The organism is Ignatzschineria sp. PL_is040, assembly GCF_055813795.1.
The window spans coordinates 14,494-30,565 of sequence record NZ_JBVPGU010000010.1 but is presented as its reverse complement, the minus strand read 5'-3'; the positions used below and the strand labels follow the sequence as shown (position 1 = coordinate 30,565).

12 protein-coding genes and 1 pseudogene are annotated in these 16,072 nt (G+C 39.8%); 3 read left to right on the top strand and 10 right to left on the bottom strand.

All coding sequences use genetic code 11. From position 1 onward, the window contains the following. Positions 1–52: 52 nt before the first annotated feature. The 10 genes and pseudogenes from AC0SAP_RS09425 to AC0SAP_RS09380 all read right to left on the bottom strand — a co-directional run bounded on the left by AC0SAP_RS09425 (position 53) and on the right by AC0SAP_RS09380 (position 11,462). Positions 53–874 carry a cytochrome c1 gene (locus AC0SAP_RS09425; RefSeq protein ID WP_109202120.1) on the bottom strand — a complete coding sequence of 274 codons (822 nt, stop codon included), beginning with the start codon at positions 872–874 and terminating at the stop codon, positions 53–55. A gap of 2 nt (positions 875–876) precedes the next feature. Continuing rightward, positions 877–2,145 (bottom strand): annotated as a pseudogene (locus AC0SAP_RS09420) (cytochrome b); the annotation flags it as partial. Further along, entirely contained in the window at positions 2,145–2,741 is a 597-nt protein-coding gene (gene petA, locus AC0SAP_RS09415; protein ID WP_109202118.1) for a ubiquinol-cytochrome c reductase iron-sulfur subunit, read from the bottom strand. The pseudogene AC0SAP_RS09420 and the gene petA, both read right to left, overlap by 1 nt. A gap of 28 nt (positions 2,742–2,769) precedes the next feature. Beyond that, positions 2,770–3,339, bottom strand: coding sequence for an elongation factor P (efp, locus tag AC0SAP_RS09410; protein ID WP_094568475.1), 570 nt, complete (start codon positions 3,337–3,339; stop codon positions 2,770–2,772). A gap of 78 nt (positions 3,340–3,417) precedes the next feature. After that, positions 3,418–4,518 carry a TRAP transporter substrate-binding protein gene (locus AC0SAP_RS09405; protein WP_094568474.1) on the bottom strand — a complete coding sequence of 367 codons (1,101 nt, stop codon included), beginning with the start codon at positions 4,516–4,518 and terminating at the stop codon, positions 3,418–3,420. Positions 4,519–5,082: 564 nt separating this feature from the next. Next, positions 5,083–6,168, bottom strand: a complete 1,086-nt coding sequence (locus tag AC0SAP_RS09400) for a TRAP transporter substrate-binding protein (RefSeq protein WP_473383975.1) — start codon at positions 6,166–6,168, stop codon at positions 5,083–5,085. A 182-nt stretch (positions 6,169–6,350) separates the two neighbouring features. Further along, positions 6,351–7,448 carry a TRAP transporter substrate-binding protein gene (locus tag AC0SAP_RS09395; protein WP_094568472.1) on the bottom strand — a complete coding sequence of 366 codons (1,098 nt, stop codon included), beginning with the start codon at positions 7,446–7,448 and terminating at the stop codon, positions 6,351–6,353. A 454-nt stretch (positions 7,449–7,902) separates the two neighbouring features. Continuing rightward, positions 7,903–9,315: a TRAP transporter large permease gene (locus AC0SAP_RS09390; protein ID WP_286481760.1), complete on the bottom strand. Its 1,413-nt coding sequence runs from the start codon at positions 9,313–9,315 to the stop codon at positions 7,903–7,905. Next, positions 9,309–9,851, bottom strand: coding sequence for a TRAP transporter small permease subunit (locus AC0SAP_RS09385; protein WP_109202114.1), 543 nt, complete (start codon positions 9,849–9,851; stop codon positions 9,309–9,311). Before AC0SAP_RS09385 ends, AC0SAP_RS09390 begins: the two co-directional genes overlap by 7 nt. A 558-nt stretch (positions 9,852–10,409) precedes the next feature. After that, complete coding sequence (locus AC0SAP_RS09380) at positions 10,410–11,462, bottom strand: class 1 fructose-bisphosphatase (protein ID WP_473383974.1); 1,053 nt, start codon at positions 11,460–11,462, stop codon at positions 10,410–10,412. 279 nt (positions 11,463–11,741) lie between these two features. Here AC0SAP_RS09380 and fur point away from each other — a divergent pair, with 279 nt between their 5' ends. From fur to AC0SAP_RS09365, 3 genes are all read left to right on the top strand, one after another. Next, positions 11,742–12,164: a ferric iron uptake transcriptional regulator gene (fur, locus tag AC0SAP_RS09375; protein ID WP_094568468.1), complete on the top strand. Its 423-nt coding sequence runs from the start codon at positions 11,742–11,744 to the stop codon at positions 12,162–12,164. Then, entirely contained in the window at positions 12,149–13,762 is a 1,614-nt protein-coding gene (locus tag AC0SAP_RS09370) for an ArnT family glycosyltransferase (RefSeq protein ID WP_473383973.1), read from the top strand. The genes fur and AC0SAP_RS09370 overlap by 16 nt, the downstream gene beginning before the upstream one ends. 289 nt (positions 13,763–14,051) lie before the next feature. After that, the gene (locus tag AC0SAP_RS09365; RefSeq protein ID WP_473383972.1) at positions 14,052–15,959 is read left to right on the top strand and encodes a peptidylprolyl isomerase; all 1,908 of its coding nucleotides are present in this window, start codon (positions 14,052–14,054) and stop codon (positions 15,957–15,959) included. Positions 15,960–16,072: the final 113 nt, after the last annotated feature.

The following is a 16,072-nucleotide window of genomic DNA, read 5'->3' as shown; positions in this document are numbered from 1 at the left end:
CTCCTTACAGGTTTATTATAGTTTCCAATTATGAGTGGGGTTCATTAAATACTTATTTAACATCTTTCCAATATTCACGATTTAAAGCATACGCAAGTATTGTGAAGATCACTAAGAATCCTAGAACCCAAGGACCATATTTCTTACGTTCAAGCTGTGCAGGCTCGGCAACGTATGTAAGGAAGTTAGTGAGGTCATTAACAGATTTACGGAACTCTAACTCTGTCATTGCACCATCAGTTACCTTCTCAAGCCCTACAACAACTTCCTCATATTGGCACTCATCAGGCTGTGATAGGTCACATTCACCAATAGCTACCTTTTCCACTATAGGACGATTAGTCCCTTGCAGTTCAGCTAAAACATGAGGCATACCCGCATTAGGGAATGCAATGTTATTCATTCCTGTAGGACGGCTCTCATCTTCATAGAATGAAAGTAGATATTTAAAGATGTAGTCAGGACCTTTCGCTCGAGCAATAGTCGAGAGGTCTGGCGGTGCAACACCTAACCAGATTTGAGCATCTCCACGATCCATTGCTGTATAGATGAGATCCCCATCTTTTGTTGCTATAAATTCAGCTTCGCGAGGATCATAGCTACCAGTATTGATTAACTTTTGAATATCTTCTTCCTGTAATCCAATATCACGAGCTGTAATATTGTAGCGTTGAAACTCTAATGAGTGACAGGCAAGGCAGTAGTCCATATAGAGTCTAGCGCCTGATTGAAGAGATTCGTAGTTCGTCACATTAATTTGTGGGTCACCAAGCTGATCTAATGCTTTAGCTGTTAAATCCTCAGAAGTTTGTGCGTTTGCACTCGCTGCCATAAAGAAGAGGCAGCTAGTAAATAGAGTTATGATTTTTCTCATTTCATTGTCACCCTTGTTGGAACTGGTTTAACTTTACCCCATCTAGACCACCATGGCATGCCAAGGAAGAAGACAAAGTAGAAGATAGTACAGATACGTGCAACTAGTGTACGAGTATCATTCGCAGGAACTACTCCTAAATATCCTAAGATAATAAAGCAGACAACAAAGAGAGCAATCATAATTTTGATGAAAGCACCTTTATAGCGAATAGAACGTACAGGGCTTCTATCTAACCAAGGTAAGATGAAGAGAACTGCAATTGAAGCTCCCATAGCTAAAACACCCCAAATTTGCGTACCAAACCATGATGGAACAGCACGTAAAATTGTATAGTAAGGTGTGAAGTACCAAACAGGTGCAATATGTGCAGGTGTTGCTAATGGATTAGCAGGTTCAAAGTTAGGTGCTTCTAAGAAGAGACCAAACATATCAGGAGCGTAAAAGATGATCAATGCAAAGAAGATCAAGAAAATTCCTACTGCAAAAGTATCATGAACTGTGTAGTAAGGATGGAATGGGATACCATCTAATGGCTTTCCATTTTCATCAAGGTGATCTTTAATCTCAATACCATCGGGGTTATTAGAGCCAACTTGGTGCAACGCTAAGATGTGTGCAACAACAAGGCCAACTAAGACAAGTGGTAGGGCAATCACATGAAGTGCAAAGAAACGGCTTAATGTCGCTTCAGAGATAACGAAGTCGCCACGAATTCCTGTTACTAAAGTATCACCAATATAGGGAATAGCGCCAAAGAGCGAGATGATAACTTGAGCACCCCAGAATGACATTTGGCCATAAGGGAGTACGTATCCCATAAAGGCTTCAGCCATCAGAACAAGGTAGATCAACATTCCGAAGATCCATACCAGTTCACGAGGTTTACGGTGTGAACCATAGATAAGACCGCGGAACATATGCATGTAGACAACGATAAAGAACATCGATGCGCCAACGGCATGCATATAGCGTATGAGCCATGTCCAGTTCGCATCCCGCATGACGGCAGTCTCTAATGATGCATAAGCAATAGGAATACCCGTAGGGCCAAGCGCTCCATCGGGTTTGTAGTACATGACTAACCAGATCCCCGTTAAGATTTGGTTCACAAGCATAACGCCCGCTAAAACACCAAATACATAGAGCCAGTTAAAGTTTTTTGGTGCGTAATACTCAGTGACATGAGTACTTAAAGCACGCTTATATGGCAATCGATAGTCGATCCAGTCGCCTAAACGAGCCAATTTCGATTTAGATTGAGTTGTCATTAAGCCCCCTCCCCGCTAACACCCACAATAATTGAGTTTTCATTTTTGTAGTAGTGATCAGGAACAAGTAAGTTAATTGGAGCAGGTAGATTCTTAAATACACGTCCTGCAAGGTCAAAACGTGAGCCATGACAAGCACAGAAGAAGCCACCACGCCAAGATGGACCTAAGTCTGCAGGTGCAACTTCAGGTCTAAAGGTTGGCGAACAACCTAAATGAGTACAAATACCTACGAGTACGAGATATTCAGGTTTAATTGAACGGTACTCATTTTGAGCATATGGAGGCTGTTGATCGCTTTTTGAATCAGGGTCAACTAATGCATCCGGTGGGGAAGTTAGTAAACGTTCTAACATTGCTTCAGTACGATTTAGTACCCAAACCGGTTTCCCTTGCCACTCAACACGGAGTAACTCGCCAGGGGAAAGCTTAGATAGATCAACCTCAACAGGTGCTCCCGCACTTTTTGCTCGTTGACTTGGCATCCAAGACTTAACAAAAGGAACCCCGAGAAATCCTGCTCCAAAAGCCGCAACTGCTACCGTTGCATAGCTCAGGACTCGTCTCCTTTTATGATTAACATTCTCCGAACTCATGTTCTTCGTCTCCATTAAAAAATTACTTTTACTTGTTTACACGAGACACATACTCGCCTGTGCGTGTGTCAACCTTGATCACTTCACCGATTTGTACAAAGAGTGGTACACGAACAACAGCACCTGACTCAAGCGTCGCAGGTTTACCACCTGTTCCCGCAGTATCACCCTTTAGACCAGGATCTGTATCAACAATCTTCATTTCAATGAAGTTAGGCGGAGTCACCGTAAGTGGAGCGCCATTGTAGAGTGTAACAGTGCAAGTATCTTGCTCCATTAACCATTTTTTTGCATCCTCTACCGCACTCTCATTTGCAGCGACCTGATCAAATGTTTCTGGATTCATGAAATGCCAAAATTCCCCATCGTTATACAAGTACTGGAGTTCAACATCCATGACATCCGCACCTTCAACAGATTCTCCTGAACGGAAGGTCTTTTCGATAACACGACCTGTTTTGAGGTTTCTGATTTTGACGCGGTTAAATGCTTGACCTTTACCAGGCTTAACCATCTCATTTTCGATGATTGAGCATGGATCCCCATCAAGCATAATCTTTAGTCCACTTTTGAATTGATTTGTTGTATATGTTGCCATTTTATAATCACTATATCCTGCTAATAAATTTTTCTATGCAGATTATACCTGAACTCCATTTTAAATTCAGCTTACATCTTACCTATTTTGTTTACGCAACTGAGTTGTCATAAAGCTTTGAAATATATTCTCATTGATTCTAAACCATTGGTATTCTTGGTTGAGGAATGCCTTCCAGTGATCATAGACCATTTTGAAGTCAGGATTTTTAGCAGACTCCTCTTTATAGATTTCTTGAGCTACCTCATAAGAGGCTTCTAAAATTTCTTTAGAGAAGGAGCGAAGTTTTGCACCATTTTTAGTTAATGTTGCTAAAGCAGGAGGATTTTCTGCATCATATTTTGCAATCATCCACTGGTTGATCTCGGCACAAACGGTCTCAAAGAGATCTTTATAGAGTTGGGGTAGCTCATTCCATTTAGCATCATTGACATAGAAGGAGACAGTAGCAGCGCCTTCCCAGAATCCGGGGGTATAGTAGTAGGGTGCCACCGCTTGAAGTCCTAGCTTCTCATCGTCATAAGGGCCGACAAACTCAGCTGCATCAATCGTACCTTTTTCTAAGGAAGAGTATACATCGCTTGCCGGGATTGTTTGTGGGATAACGCCTAATCTAGAAAGAATTTCTCCTCCGAAGCCAGGAATACGGAACTTAAGTCCTTTTAGATCTTCTAAGGTGTTAACCTCTTTTCTAAACCAACCACCCATCTGCGCCGTTGTATTACCACCAGGAAAGTTAATGATATTGTATTGTGCAAAAACTTTGCGTAGGATTTCCAACCCTCCGCCGGCATAAAACCATGCATTTTGCATCCTTGCACTCATCCCAAAAGGTAGAACCGTATCGATAGAGAGCGCGGTATTTTTTCCATGATAGTAGTAAGAAGCGGTATGTCCTACCTCAACGGTACCCTGAGATACAGCATCAAAGACTTGGTTAGCGGGGACGAGCTCACCAGGAGCAAAAACTTGAATTTCAAATTGACCATTTGTTAATTTTGCTAACTTTTCAGATAGCATGGTTGAAGCGGCAAAGAGGATGTTGAGATTTTTAGGAAAACCGGCGGCAATACGCCACTTAACTTTTGGGAAAGTTTCCGCTTTAGCTACAGAAGTTGCTGCTAACCCTGAGATTGCTGCTGCCGCACCGGCCTTTTTCATAAAATCACGACGTTTCATCTCTATTTCTCCCTTTATCGAATGCATATTTTATCTTTTAGATAATATAAATTGTATAGTTAATTGTCCCTCTGCAGAGACGATATGGATTGATTTATAAAGCTTTTTTATGAAGCTTTTAGTAAATAAAATTCAAATTCAAATACAAATACAAATTTTATTTAAATATGATTTTTAAGATGTGAACCTTAAAGCATAAAGCTATCTATCAAAAGTAGATTTAGGCTTTAGAGTGAATCTAACTGCGTAAGTTTTAATTTATCGATAAGTTGTATCAGATAGAAGTTCTTACTCAGTGATATCCTAGATTGATGTTAGTGTTATGGGTAGAACGATTCTCTAGTAATCAATCGTGAGGATTAGCATCTTTTTCGCTTTGCATTCGATGTGTAAATCGCTCTAAATATACTCTCTCTCAAGGGGTATGTTGAGATGAGTAACCACCTTTATAGGGTTTATAGAAAGTGGTGCGGTAGATGCTGGTGATATAAAGATAGGTGCTTATTAAAGTTATCCTATTTTTATTTTTTATAAAATTTTGTGTTACTTGTCTTAGTTTATCTTCTATTTTCTAAGTTGTGAAAACATAAATTGCTGAAAGATATTCTCATTGACTCTAAACCATTGATACTCCTTATTTAGAAAGTTTTTCCAGTGGGTATATACTTTTCTGAAATCTTCATTAACTGCTGATTCTTCTGCATATATCTCTTGTGCAACATCGTAAGCGGCTTGTAATATCTCTCGTGAAAAGGAGCGCAACTTTGCACCATTTTTTATAAGGGTCGCTAGAGCTTCAGGACTTTTAGCATCATATTGAGCAGACATCCACATATTAACTTCAGCCGCTGCTCGTTCAAAGATAATTTTGTATCTTTGGGGAAGATTATTCCAGGCATCTTGGTTGACATAGAAAGAGAGCATCGAAGAGCCTTCCCAAAAGCCAGGTGTGTAGTAGTAAGGAGCAACTTCTTGTAAACCTAATCGCTGGTCATCATAGGGACCTACAAATTCGGTAGCATCGATTGTTCCTTTTTCGAGGGAAGAGTAGATATCACCTACAGGAATGTTTTGAGGAATTGCGCCTAGCCTTGCAAAGATCTCTCCACCAAAGCCAGGAATTCTAAACTTTAATCCTTGGAGATCAGCTACGCTTTTGACCTCTTTACGAAACCATCCTCCCATCTGTGTGTTAGAGTTGCCACCAGGGAAGTTTACAATATTGTATTTCTCAAAAAGCTCTCTTAAGACCTCATTTCCACCGCCAGCATAACACCAAGCATTTTGCATTCGGGTTGTTAAACCGAAGGGGAGACAGGTATCGATCGAGAGCGCTTTATTTTTGCCATGATAGTAGTTTGAGGAGCTATGTCCAACTTCAACGGTACCGTTTTGGATAGCATCAAAGACTTGTGTAGAAGGAACTAGTTCGCCGGCAGCAAAAACTTGAATCTCAAACTCCCCATTACTCATCTCATAGATAGAATCTGCTAGACGTTGGGATCCGCCAAATACAATATCGAGGTGGCGAGGGAAACTTGAGGTCATCTTCCACTTTATTTTTGCAGGTGTTGCGGCTTTAAGTAGAGAGAAGGTTACTGCCCCTCCTGTTGCGAGACCAGCTTGCGCTATAAATTTGCGGCGCTTCATATCTTTCTAATTCCTCATCGTGATCTGTGAGGGAGATATTAGATCTTGAATACCTAATATCTTCCTTGCTTTACTTTCAATATCAATATCAATATCAATATCAATATCATCGATTAATATTGATATTATTCGATATTTTATATCGACTTATTTTAGATCTATCTTTTATCTTTCCACTCAATTTATGTTGTCTGTTTTCTAAATTGGGAGAACATAAATTGTTGGAAGATATTCTCATTGACTCTAAACCATTGGTACTCTTTGTTAAGAAAAGCTTTCCAATGGGTGTAAATTCTTCTGAAGTCTTCATTCACTTCAACCTCTTCCGCATAGATCTCTTGTGCGGCATCGTACGCAGCTTGAAGAATTTCTCGCGAGAAAGAGCGTAGCTTAGCACCATTTTGAATTAAGGTTGCTAGTGCCTCAGGGCTTTTAGCATCATATTGTGCTGACATCCACATATTGGCTTCAGCGGCCGCTCTCTCAAAAATAATCTTATATTTTTCAGGAAGATTTGCCCAAGCATCTTTATTGACGTAGAAGGTGAGCATTGCTGATCCTTCCCAAAATCCAGGCGTATAGTAGTAAGGAGCAACTTCTTGTAGCCCTAGACGTTGGTCATCATAGGGTCCTACAAACTCAGTAGCATCAATGGTTCCTTTTTCGAGAGATGAGTAGATATCGCCGACAGCAATATTTTGAGGAATAGAGCCAAGACGAGAGAAGATCTCTCCACCAAATCCCGGGATACGGAATTTAAGACCTTTAAGGTCATCAACTGTTTTGACCTCTTTGCGGAACCAGCCACCCATTTGAGTGTTGGAGTTACCGCCAGGGAAGTTAACAATATTATATTTATCAAAAAGTTCGCGTAAGACCTCCGTTCCACCGCCAGCATAATACCACGCATTTTGCATTCGAGTTGTAAGGCCAAAAGGAAGGCAAGTATCGATTGATAAAGCTTTATTTTTCCCATGATAGTAGTTAGATGTGGTATGTCCTACTTCCACAGTTCCATTCTGAATAGCATCAAATACTTGTGTAGAGGGGACGAGTTCACCAGCGGCAAAAACCTGAATCTCAAATTCTCCATCACTCATCGCATATATGGAATCAGCCAATCTTTGTGATGTGCCAAAAAGGAGGTCTAAATGTTTAGGGAAGCTTGACGTCATGCGCCATTTTACTTTTGCATTGCTGTTTGCTTGTGCACTACTTAATGCGCCAATACCTGCTCCAGCAATGATTCCCGCACGGGAGATAAACTGTCGACGTTTCATGGTAGATAAATCCTCTCTTTAGATAGTAGTTTATAATTTATTGAATTCGATTTGTTAGTTGTTAGTTATTAGTTATTAATTATTGGTTTTAGGCTCTAAATTATAGGTGTAGAGTAGGTAAAATGCGTTAATGCACGACTCTATAAATCTGATGCTTTACAAAGCTATGTTTGATTAATTTATAATTTAGCAATTTGTAATTTGTAATTTGCAACTAGCGAAGACTCTGATAGAGGCTTTAATATTTAAAAATAGACTTTTGTAAAGTAGCTTTTGAGGGTGCACTCTTGAGTAAAGAGTGGAGCATATGAGCAGAGCATTAGTTCTATTCTCTGCAACATATGGGCATATCATATTGGATATAGACATGGTTTTAAAAGCTTTACGACCTTCTCCTTTTTGAGGAGAAGATCGTTTTTATTGCCTCTTTTTTGAAGAGGTAGGATGAGTATGATTAAAAATCAACACCAAAGTCATCAAAGTCGCTAAAGCTATCCATTCCGGTATCGAGATTAAACTCAATATCAGCACCAGATCCTTCAAATCGTTCAATTTTCTCTGTCTTAATAATATCAGGGAAGGCAATCAATAATACAACCATTATAATTTGGAGTATTAGGAAAGGCGTTGCGCCGTAGTAGATATCTTTAGTTGTAACCTCTTTCGGAGCGACTGATTTGAGGTAGAAGAGAGAGAAGCCAAAAGGAGGATGCATAAAGGAGGTCTGCATATTCATCGCTAGAATAATCCCAAACCAGGTCAGATCTATTCCTAATGAGGTGGCGATAGGAAGAAGGAGCGGAACAAGGATTAGGGTAATTTCAAAGAAGTCCAAGAAGAAAGCGACGAAGAAGATCAAGATATTAACCGCAATAATAAAGCCGAGAACGCCACCGGGAAGGTTTCCTAAGATGCCTTCAATCCAAATTCCTCCATTAAGGCTTGTGAATGCTAGAGAGAAGAACATTGAGCCGATCATAATGAAGACAACAAACGTGGTGATTTTTACACTTTGATCGAGAGCTTGATAGAGTAGCTTTTTAGTTAGAGATCTCTTGAAAAGCGCTAAAACCATTGCTCCAACTGCACCAATAGCACCGGCTTCTGTAGGAGTTGCCATGCCTAAAAAGACCGTTCCTAAAACGAGGAAGATTAATGTAACGGGCGGGATGACACTAGTGACTACTTTTTTTGCTAAGGCGGTCCCATGCAATGTTCTTGCTGCTTCAGGGATTGCCGGCATTGATTGTGGTTTAACTAGTGTAAGAATAAAGATAAAAAGTATATAAGCGCCAATCAATAGAGCACTGGGAATGAGCGCTGCTTTATACATTGAACCAATAGAGACCCCTAACTGATCACCTAGAACAATTAAAACTAAACTAGGGGGAACGATTTGCGCTAATGTCCCTGAGGCGGCAATAACGCCGGAGGCAATCCTTTTGGAGTAACCATATCGCAACATAATTGGAAGGGAGATCAGCCCCATGGCAATGACTGATGCAGAGACAATTCCTGTTGTTGCTGCGAGCATTGTTCCTACAAAGATAACGGAATAAGCAAGTCCGCCTCTCATTTTGCCAAAGAGTTGGCCCATGGTATCGAGTAGATCTTCAGCCATTCCTGTTCGTTCAAGTACGAGTCCCATTAAGGTGAAGAAAGGGATGGCGAGTAGGGTGTCGTTACTAATAATGCCGAAAAAACGATCACTTAAAGCACCCAGTAGGGCGAAATCGAGTTGGCCGATGGAGATACCAATAAGTGAGAAGAGTAGGCCTGTTGCTGCTAATGAGAAAGCGATGGGATAGCCTTTTAATAGAAATAAGATTAAGGCTATAAACATTAATGGGGGTAAAAAATCTAACATTGTTGCTGTTGCTCCGAGTGTTTAGCGATGTCGTTAGAGGTGCGAAGCGTAATAATTGCTTTGCAAAGTTCAGAAACTCCTTGAAGGATGAGGAAGAACATTCCAACAGGAAGTAATGCTTTAATAGGGGCTCTTGGAAGTCCACCAGGGTTTGAGGACATTTCCCAAATTTGCCAGGAGCTGATAGCAGGGCCAATTGTGAGATAAAAAAGCATTGTAAATGCGGGAAAGAGGAAAAAGACAATACCAATAATCTCTATAGTCGCTTTCACTTTTGGCGAAAAACGGTTGGAGATAATATCTATCCGAATGTGTTGGTCTTTTAGATAGGTATAGCCAGATCCAAGCAAAAATACTGCTGCAAAAAGATACCATTGAACTTCTAACATACCATTAGAACTCATATTGAAAGCGTATCTAAAGAGCGCATTTCCCGCAGAAATAATCGTAGCTAGAAAAATTGCGACAATTGCAATCTTACCTAGGGTGGCGTTAATCGTATCGATGATATGCGAGATTTTTTTTAAGATATTCATGGTTTAAAACCGTTTATATGTTTTGCTTGAGATAAAAGTTGATACTTTTAGGTAAAACTAAAAGCCTTTGCCATGCGCGCTGTTACATGCAAGTAACAGAGGCATCAGTTAATGTACTGTATATTCTAAATTTTGCAAAATTTCTTAAATAGTCGATATATTGCGGATCTAGACACTTCTCTTGTTTCTGCTGATTATGATCAATTACTTTGGTGATGGTGCTATGAAGAAACCTTCTGATTGAGGATTCGGTATCAGTCTGATTTCTTGCTCTTTTCTTCTTTTTTGATCTATCGAGAAGAGAAGGTACTGATGCCTTTTGGTTTTTGTTTGGTGTTTTTATTTGAAGCCTTATTTGAGGTCTTATTTGAAATCCTATTTGAAAAAAGTAGTTGAATTTTTACTTGAGAGTTGTAGGAAAGGGTGTGGCGAAGGGGATCAATATAAAAAAACGCTGACAAATTGTTGGATGTCAGCGTTTTTGATGGTTCAACTAAAGCTATGAAGCTATGAAGCTATGAAGCTGTAAACCTAGAGAGTTGAGTTAAATGTGGACAGTTAAGTATAGCTTTTACATTGATGAGTGAACTCTTTTCCTGCCTGTTTAGCAAAAGCTTTATGGTTATCAAGAATAATTTTCATCTCATCGGTTGATCCCATAATAACTGGCACACGTTGGTGTAATTTTTCAGGGGCCAGGTCTAAGATGCGCTCATATCCTGTTGATGCGATGCCTCCAGCTTGCTCTACAAGAAAAGCCATTGGATTTGCTTCATACATTAAGCGTAGGCGCCCACCTTTCTCGGTAAGTGAGCTATCCATAGGATAAGCAAAGAGACCACCGCGTTGAATTAAACGGTGAATATCCATCACCATTGCCCCAACCCAGCGCATTGTAAATTTCTTTTTACGTGGCCCTTCGACCCCAAGATCACATTCATCAATATACTTGCGCATCGGCGGTTCCCAAAGATTTCTGTTGGCTTGGTTAATCGCATATTCAGCAGTCGAGCTAGGAATTTGCATATTGGGGTGGGTTAGAATGAATTCGCCAATTGCCGGGTCGAGTGTAAACCCATGTGTACCATATCCGATTGTCAGAACCATCATTGTTGCAGAGCCATAGAGACAGTATCCTGCACAAACTTGTTTCGTACCTTCCTGGAGAAAGTCTTCTTCAGTAGGATCTTTTTTGTCCGTTTTAAGGATGGAGAAGATAGTGCCAATTGGACCATTAATATCGATATTGCTTGAGCCATCTAGAGGGTCAAAAATGAGTAGATAGTTTCCTCTTGGTACATTTTCTGGGATGTTAAATACATCATCCATCTCTTCACTAGCCATTGCTGCTACATGACCGCGGTTAGCATTATTTTTAATGAAAAGCTCATTTGCGATAACATCTAAAATTTGTTGAGTTTCTCCTTGGCAGTTTTCATTGTCTGTAGCGCCAAGAACATTGGCTAGTTGACCTTTCTGAACAGCTGCCGCAATCATTTTACAGGAGACTGCGATATCATTGAGGAGAAGGGTAAAATTACCGGTAGCTTCGGGGAAGCGACGTTGCTCCTCCATAATAAATTGTGAGAGCGTTACGCCAAAGTGAGTCATTTAAATCTCCAGATTCTGATTTAGGTAATAAAAAATTGTGAATATGATATCCTTTTTAGAGCATTAGATAAAGTTATTTGTAGTAAATGTGTAGTTTATAGCCCTGTTAGAAAGGGATAAAAAGCATGCGTCTTCTATGCTTGGAATTGTGATGTTTTACGGTTATACTCACCTTTAGATTAATATCTTAGAAAGGGGATCTAGAGATTGATCATTCTAAGGATTATAAAATAAATTTATCATCCATCTAATCAAGTTAATGGAGATTAATAACTAAATATGAGTTCAACAGAGTTAAAAAATGCTGGTTTAAAAGTAACGCTTCCTCGTCTAAAGATTTTAGATATTTTAGCGAAAGCTGCCGCAACTCCTGTTTGTCATCTGACGGCAGAAGAGATCTATATGCAGTTAAGTAGCTCAGGGGAAGAGGTCGGCCTTGCTACGGTGTATCGAGTGTTGACTCAATTTGAACAGGCGGGGTTAGTGCGTCGTCACTTCTTTGATGGTGGTCAGTCGATGTTTGAAATTGATGATGGCGATCAGCATGATCACATTATCTGTATCAATTGTGGGCATATTGGAGAGTTTTCTCATGAAAAAATACATGAGAAACAGGCTCAGATTGCTGCTGAATTAGGGTATGAGTTGACAGATGCTCGTACGATTTTGCACGGTATTTGTGCTCAATGCAGAGAGAAATAATTTTTTTACGACAAGAGTTCACGACTCGTCGCTACGCATTTATATGGATTAGTATCTGGCTAATCCTTATATTTGCAACATGGTTTTCAAGACCTCTAATCCCATTTCAAGAAACGCTCTTTTCTGGTGTTGTATGGGAGATGTATCAATCTGGGGATTGGCTCTACCCCATTATCAATAGAGAATATCAGCATGCTCTTTTCCCGCTTAATTACTGGTTAGCCTTAGGTGGCTGGCAATTTTTCGGTGTATCGGAGTTTATACTTCGCTTTTTAGCTACGCTCTTTAGTTTGTCAACTCTCTTTTTGACCGCTTGGGCCGCTTATCAGTTATGGCCTGATAGAAGAGAGGTTAGGGCGAATGCTCCTTTAGTATTGATAGGCAGTTTAGTCTGGACCCTTTTTGCGACAGCTAATGTGGAGTATCTCTATTTCACCTTCTATCTGATGTTAACGATGAATTTTTTGATTAGAGTTTGGCGCTTTGATCAAAAAGTTTGGTGGATTGGTTTTACAATCTCCCTCACTTTAGGGTTGTTTTCATCGGGATTGATCTTTCTTTTAGTGACCGCTCCCATCATTTTTCTCTCTCCTTATTGGGCTAATAAGCGGTGGTCTCAGATCTATCTTTACGGACTTATATCGACTGTCGTAGCGCTCTCTCTCTTTCTTATATGGGCATATTTTAGTGCTAGTTTGCTAGGCTTTTCACTCTTTGATGCAATAGGGTTGAAGTCTTTAATTGGGGCGTTGAGTAATACCCCGCCATTTTATGTCTATCTGCTCAATCTTATTATTATTCTTTTTCCTTGGCTTTTTTGGTTAAGAATATATCAGCTCTTTAAGAGTGCAGAGCGTGATGAATCACTCAATTTTGTGATTGTTTGGTTTCTTTATCTGATTGTTATATTAGGTATTTTGAGTCTAACCTCTCTTGATGCACTCTTACCTCTCTATCCCGCTTTTGGTCTTATTATTGCGCGTATCTATCGACAGGGGATAAGTCATAAAAAAGATGTTGTTCTTATTACTCTAGTCATGTCGATCGTTGGGGGGTTATTGATTTTGATCCCTCAAAGCTATTCTTATTGGGGGTTGCCAGATTGGGTTGGACAGGTATCTCCATTCTGGGGTGCCGGGCTTATTCTCTTTAGTATTACGCTCTTTTTTAATGCTGCTAATACCAGAATTATGACCTTAGCCTTGATGAGTGTTGCATTAACGCTAGCTATTAATTTTGGGGTTGTGAGAGTCGCTACAGATTTTTATGATTTAACACCAGCAGGTGAGCGAGTCTCTTGGTATCAGTCAAAAGGAGTTAAGGTTGCCCATCTCTCTGGATATCGCGGTCATCTCCATTTTGTTGGGAAGCTTCAAGAGCCTATTGTTGAGTTAGGAACAATGGATGATCTTGCGACTCTTATTGAGGAAGATCCTCGCTCTAGAGTTATATTATATCTTGAGGGTAAAGAGGAGCTGTTAGATGAGATGGTTGAGTATTGGCAGCCCTTTAGAGGGCGTTACTTAATGATTGTAAAAGCAGGGGATCTTGATCTTTGGTTGAAAACCTTACCGAAAGGAGGTGGGCTATTGGAATAGAGATCCTGAATATAGGGCTATAGTTTGTATAGCTTATATTCGTATAGCTTATAAATGAGTTATTTATTAAATGCTTGCTTGTAGGTATAATTTCTCCATTCATTTTTGATAAAGCTTTAAAGAGTCTTTATCAGAGCGGTGGAATCAAAGAGTTGAGCTTTAATAATATGGACACCTAACTGTTCATTATAGATTGAGAGTTTGAGTTTTTTGGGTTCACAGTTGGATTGGCAAAGATATCGAGATATTGATTAGCCAATAATTCAAATAATAAAGGTGATTTTTAATTATGATGCAATTCATCAGAGACCGTGCAAATAGTGTGTGGGCAAAAGTGTTATTAGGAGGGGTAGCTATCTCTCTTGCAGGGATAGGTGGGACGCAGATATTTAGCGGTCCTAGTGCGGATACTGTTGCAACAGTTGATGGAGAGAAGATCTCTTTACAAGAGGTTGAGGCGCAATATCAGCAACTATTGAATGCTAATGCTCAAAATATGGATTTGTCAGACGAATTACAGCGCCAATATCGCTTAATCGCCAGACAAGATCTCTTGCAGCGTAGGGCAATGGATGCACAAATTAAAAAGTGGGGCATAAGAGCTTCTGATAAGTCTGTAGCAGAGGAGATTATCTCCATTCCTGCCTTCCAAAAAGATGGGGTGTTTGATCAGGAAACCTATAAGAGTGCACTCTTTTATGCAGGATACAATATTGAGAGTTTTGAAGAAGCGGTTAGAAGAGATGTTCAAGAGAAGGTGGTAAGAGAGGCATTAGTCAATAGTGTCTTTATTCCGGAGAAATCTTTAATTGAGCAGATAGAGTTTGCAGGGCAAACACGAGATATTGAAGTCGCAAGTTATAATTATTTGCAAGATTTAGAGAGTGTAGCTGTTTCAGATGATGCGATCTCTAAGCATTATGAGTCACACTCTGATAAATATGTAACGCCTAATCGTATTAAACTACAATATATCGAGCTACTGCCTGAATCGATACCTCTCTCATCGGTAGATCTCAGTGATGATGCGGTTGCGGCTGAAGTTGAGCGTTTACAAAAAGCCAATGAGCAACGACTCTCTGAACAATTTACAATTGAATATACATCGGAAGCAGAAAAGGAAGATGCAATTGCGTTGCTATCTGAATTAAAAGCAAAAATTGATGCCGGAGATCTCACATTTGAGCAGGCAAAAGAGCAGATTACGGCTCTAGATAATGCCTATTACAATCAGAATGGAAACTTTAAATATGGTGTTGCCGGCATTCCTATATTTGACGACGCATTATTTTCATTGACGATGGAGCAACCTATTTCAGCGCCGGTTATTACCGATGGTGAAGTGCATATGATCCACTTGCTAAATGTCAGCTCTCCTTATAGTAGTCAAGATGATTTGGTAGAGGCAGCAAAGCGCTCTTTAAAAGAGAAGGCTCAAGTTGATCGTTATTTAGAGCAAGAGATGCGTCTGCAGGAGTTGGCTGAAACTTATACTGAGTCCTTAAGTGAGATTGCTCAAGATTTAGGCGTTGAGTTGAAAGAGAGTGATTGGTTAGATCTGGATAAACAAGAAGGAATGCTCGCTAATCCAACGGTTTGGAGTGCTATTAGTAGTTATGATGTGATGGAGAATCATCGTAATTCATTGCCTTTTGCTTATAATGATCAGCCTAATCATGCAATGATTGTACGTATTGCAGAGCAGGAGGCGAGTCGACCAAAGAGCTTAGAGGAGAGTTTTGATGAGATAAAAGCAGAACTTGCTCAAGAGACCGCTAAAAAGAGTATTCAGAATCAGGTGTCTGCGATGTTAGAAGCAGGGGATCAGCAGAGTTTCCGTAATGATATTGAGCAGTTAGGATTTGCTTATAACCAATATAATGATCTCTCTATCTCTTCAATTGGGCAGCTTTCAAAGCCTGTAGAGCAGCATGCGGTATCTAAAGGGTTTCAAAAAGTGCCGACACTGGAAGAGGGAAAGCCCGCTTATGTTGTTGAGGATGTAGATGGACATATTGTTGTCGTAGCTATCAATAATATCGCTAAAGGTTCAATGGATGATTTTTCTGATGATGAACAGATGCAGATTAGAGAGTATCTACAAGGTATTGAAGCGAGTTATGAGTATCGCGCATTTCAACAATATCTTCTAAATAATAGTAATATTAAGATCTACAACAATAGTTTTTTTGAATAGATCAGTGAATAGATCAAGTATGTGATTAAATATGTGGGTTGATGAATGAAGGGGTAGGTTGATAGTAATATCAACCTCTCTTTTTTTATCAAAAAGAGATTTATTAGATGTGG

Coding starts and splice junctions, on each gene's coding strand:
- efp (WP_094568475.1), bottom strand. CDS start 3,339: ATGGCAACATATACAACAAATCAATTCAAAAGTGGACTAAAGATTATG.
- AC0SAP_RS09400 (WP_473383975.1), bottom strand. CDS start 6,168: ATGAAGCGCCGCAAATTTATAGCGCAAGCTGGTCTCGCAACAGGAGGG.
- AC0SAP_RS09395 (WP_094568472.1), bottom strand. CDS start 7,448: ATGAAACGTCGACAGTTTATCTCCCGTGCGGGAATCATTGCTGGAGCA.
- AC0SAP_RS09390 (WP_286481760.1), bottom strand. CDS start 9,315: ATGTTAGATTTTTTACCCCCATTAATGTTTATAGCCTTAATCTTATTT.
- AC0SAP_RS09425 (WP_109202120.1), bottom strand. CDS start 874: ATGAGAAAAATCATAACTCTATTTACTAGCTGCCTCTTCTTTATGGCA.
- AC0SAP_RS09380 (WP_473383974.1), bottom strand. CDS start 11,462: ATGACTCACTTTGGCGTAACGCTCTCACAATTTATTATGGAGGAGCAA.
- AC0SAP_RS09365 (WP_473383972.1), top strand. CDS start 14,052: ATGATGCAATTCATCAGAGACCGTGCAAATAGTGTGTGGGCAAAAGTG.
- petA (WP_109202118.1), bottom strand. CDS start 2,741: ATGAGTTCGGAGAATGTTAATCATAAAAGGAGACGAGTCCTGAGCTAT.
- AC0SAP_RS09370 (WP_473383973.1), top strand. CDS start 12,149: ATGCAGAGAGAAATAATTTTTTTACGACAAGAGTTCACGACTCGTCGC.
- AC0SAP_RS09405 (WP_094568474.1), bottom strand. CDS start 4,518: ATGAAACGTCGTGATTTTATGAAAAAGGCCGGTGCGGCAGCAGCAATC.
- fur (WP_094568468.1), top strand. CDS start 11,742: ATGAGTTCAACAGAGTTAAAAAATGCTGGTTTAAAAGTAACGCTTCCT.
- AC0SAP_RS09385 (WP_109202114.1), bottom strand. CDS start 9,851: ATGAATATCTTAAAAAAAATCTCGCATATCATCGATACGATTAACGCC.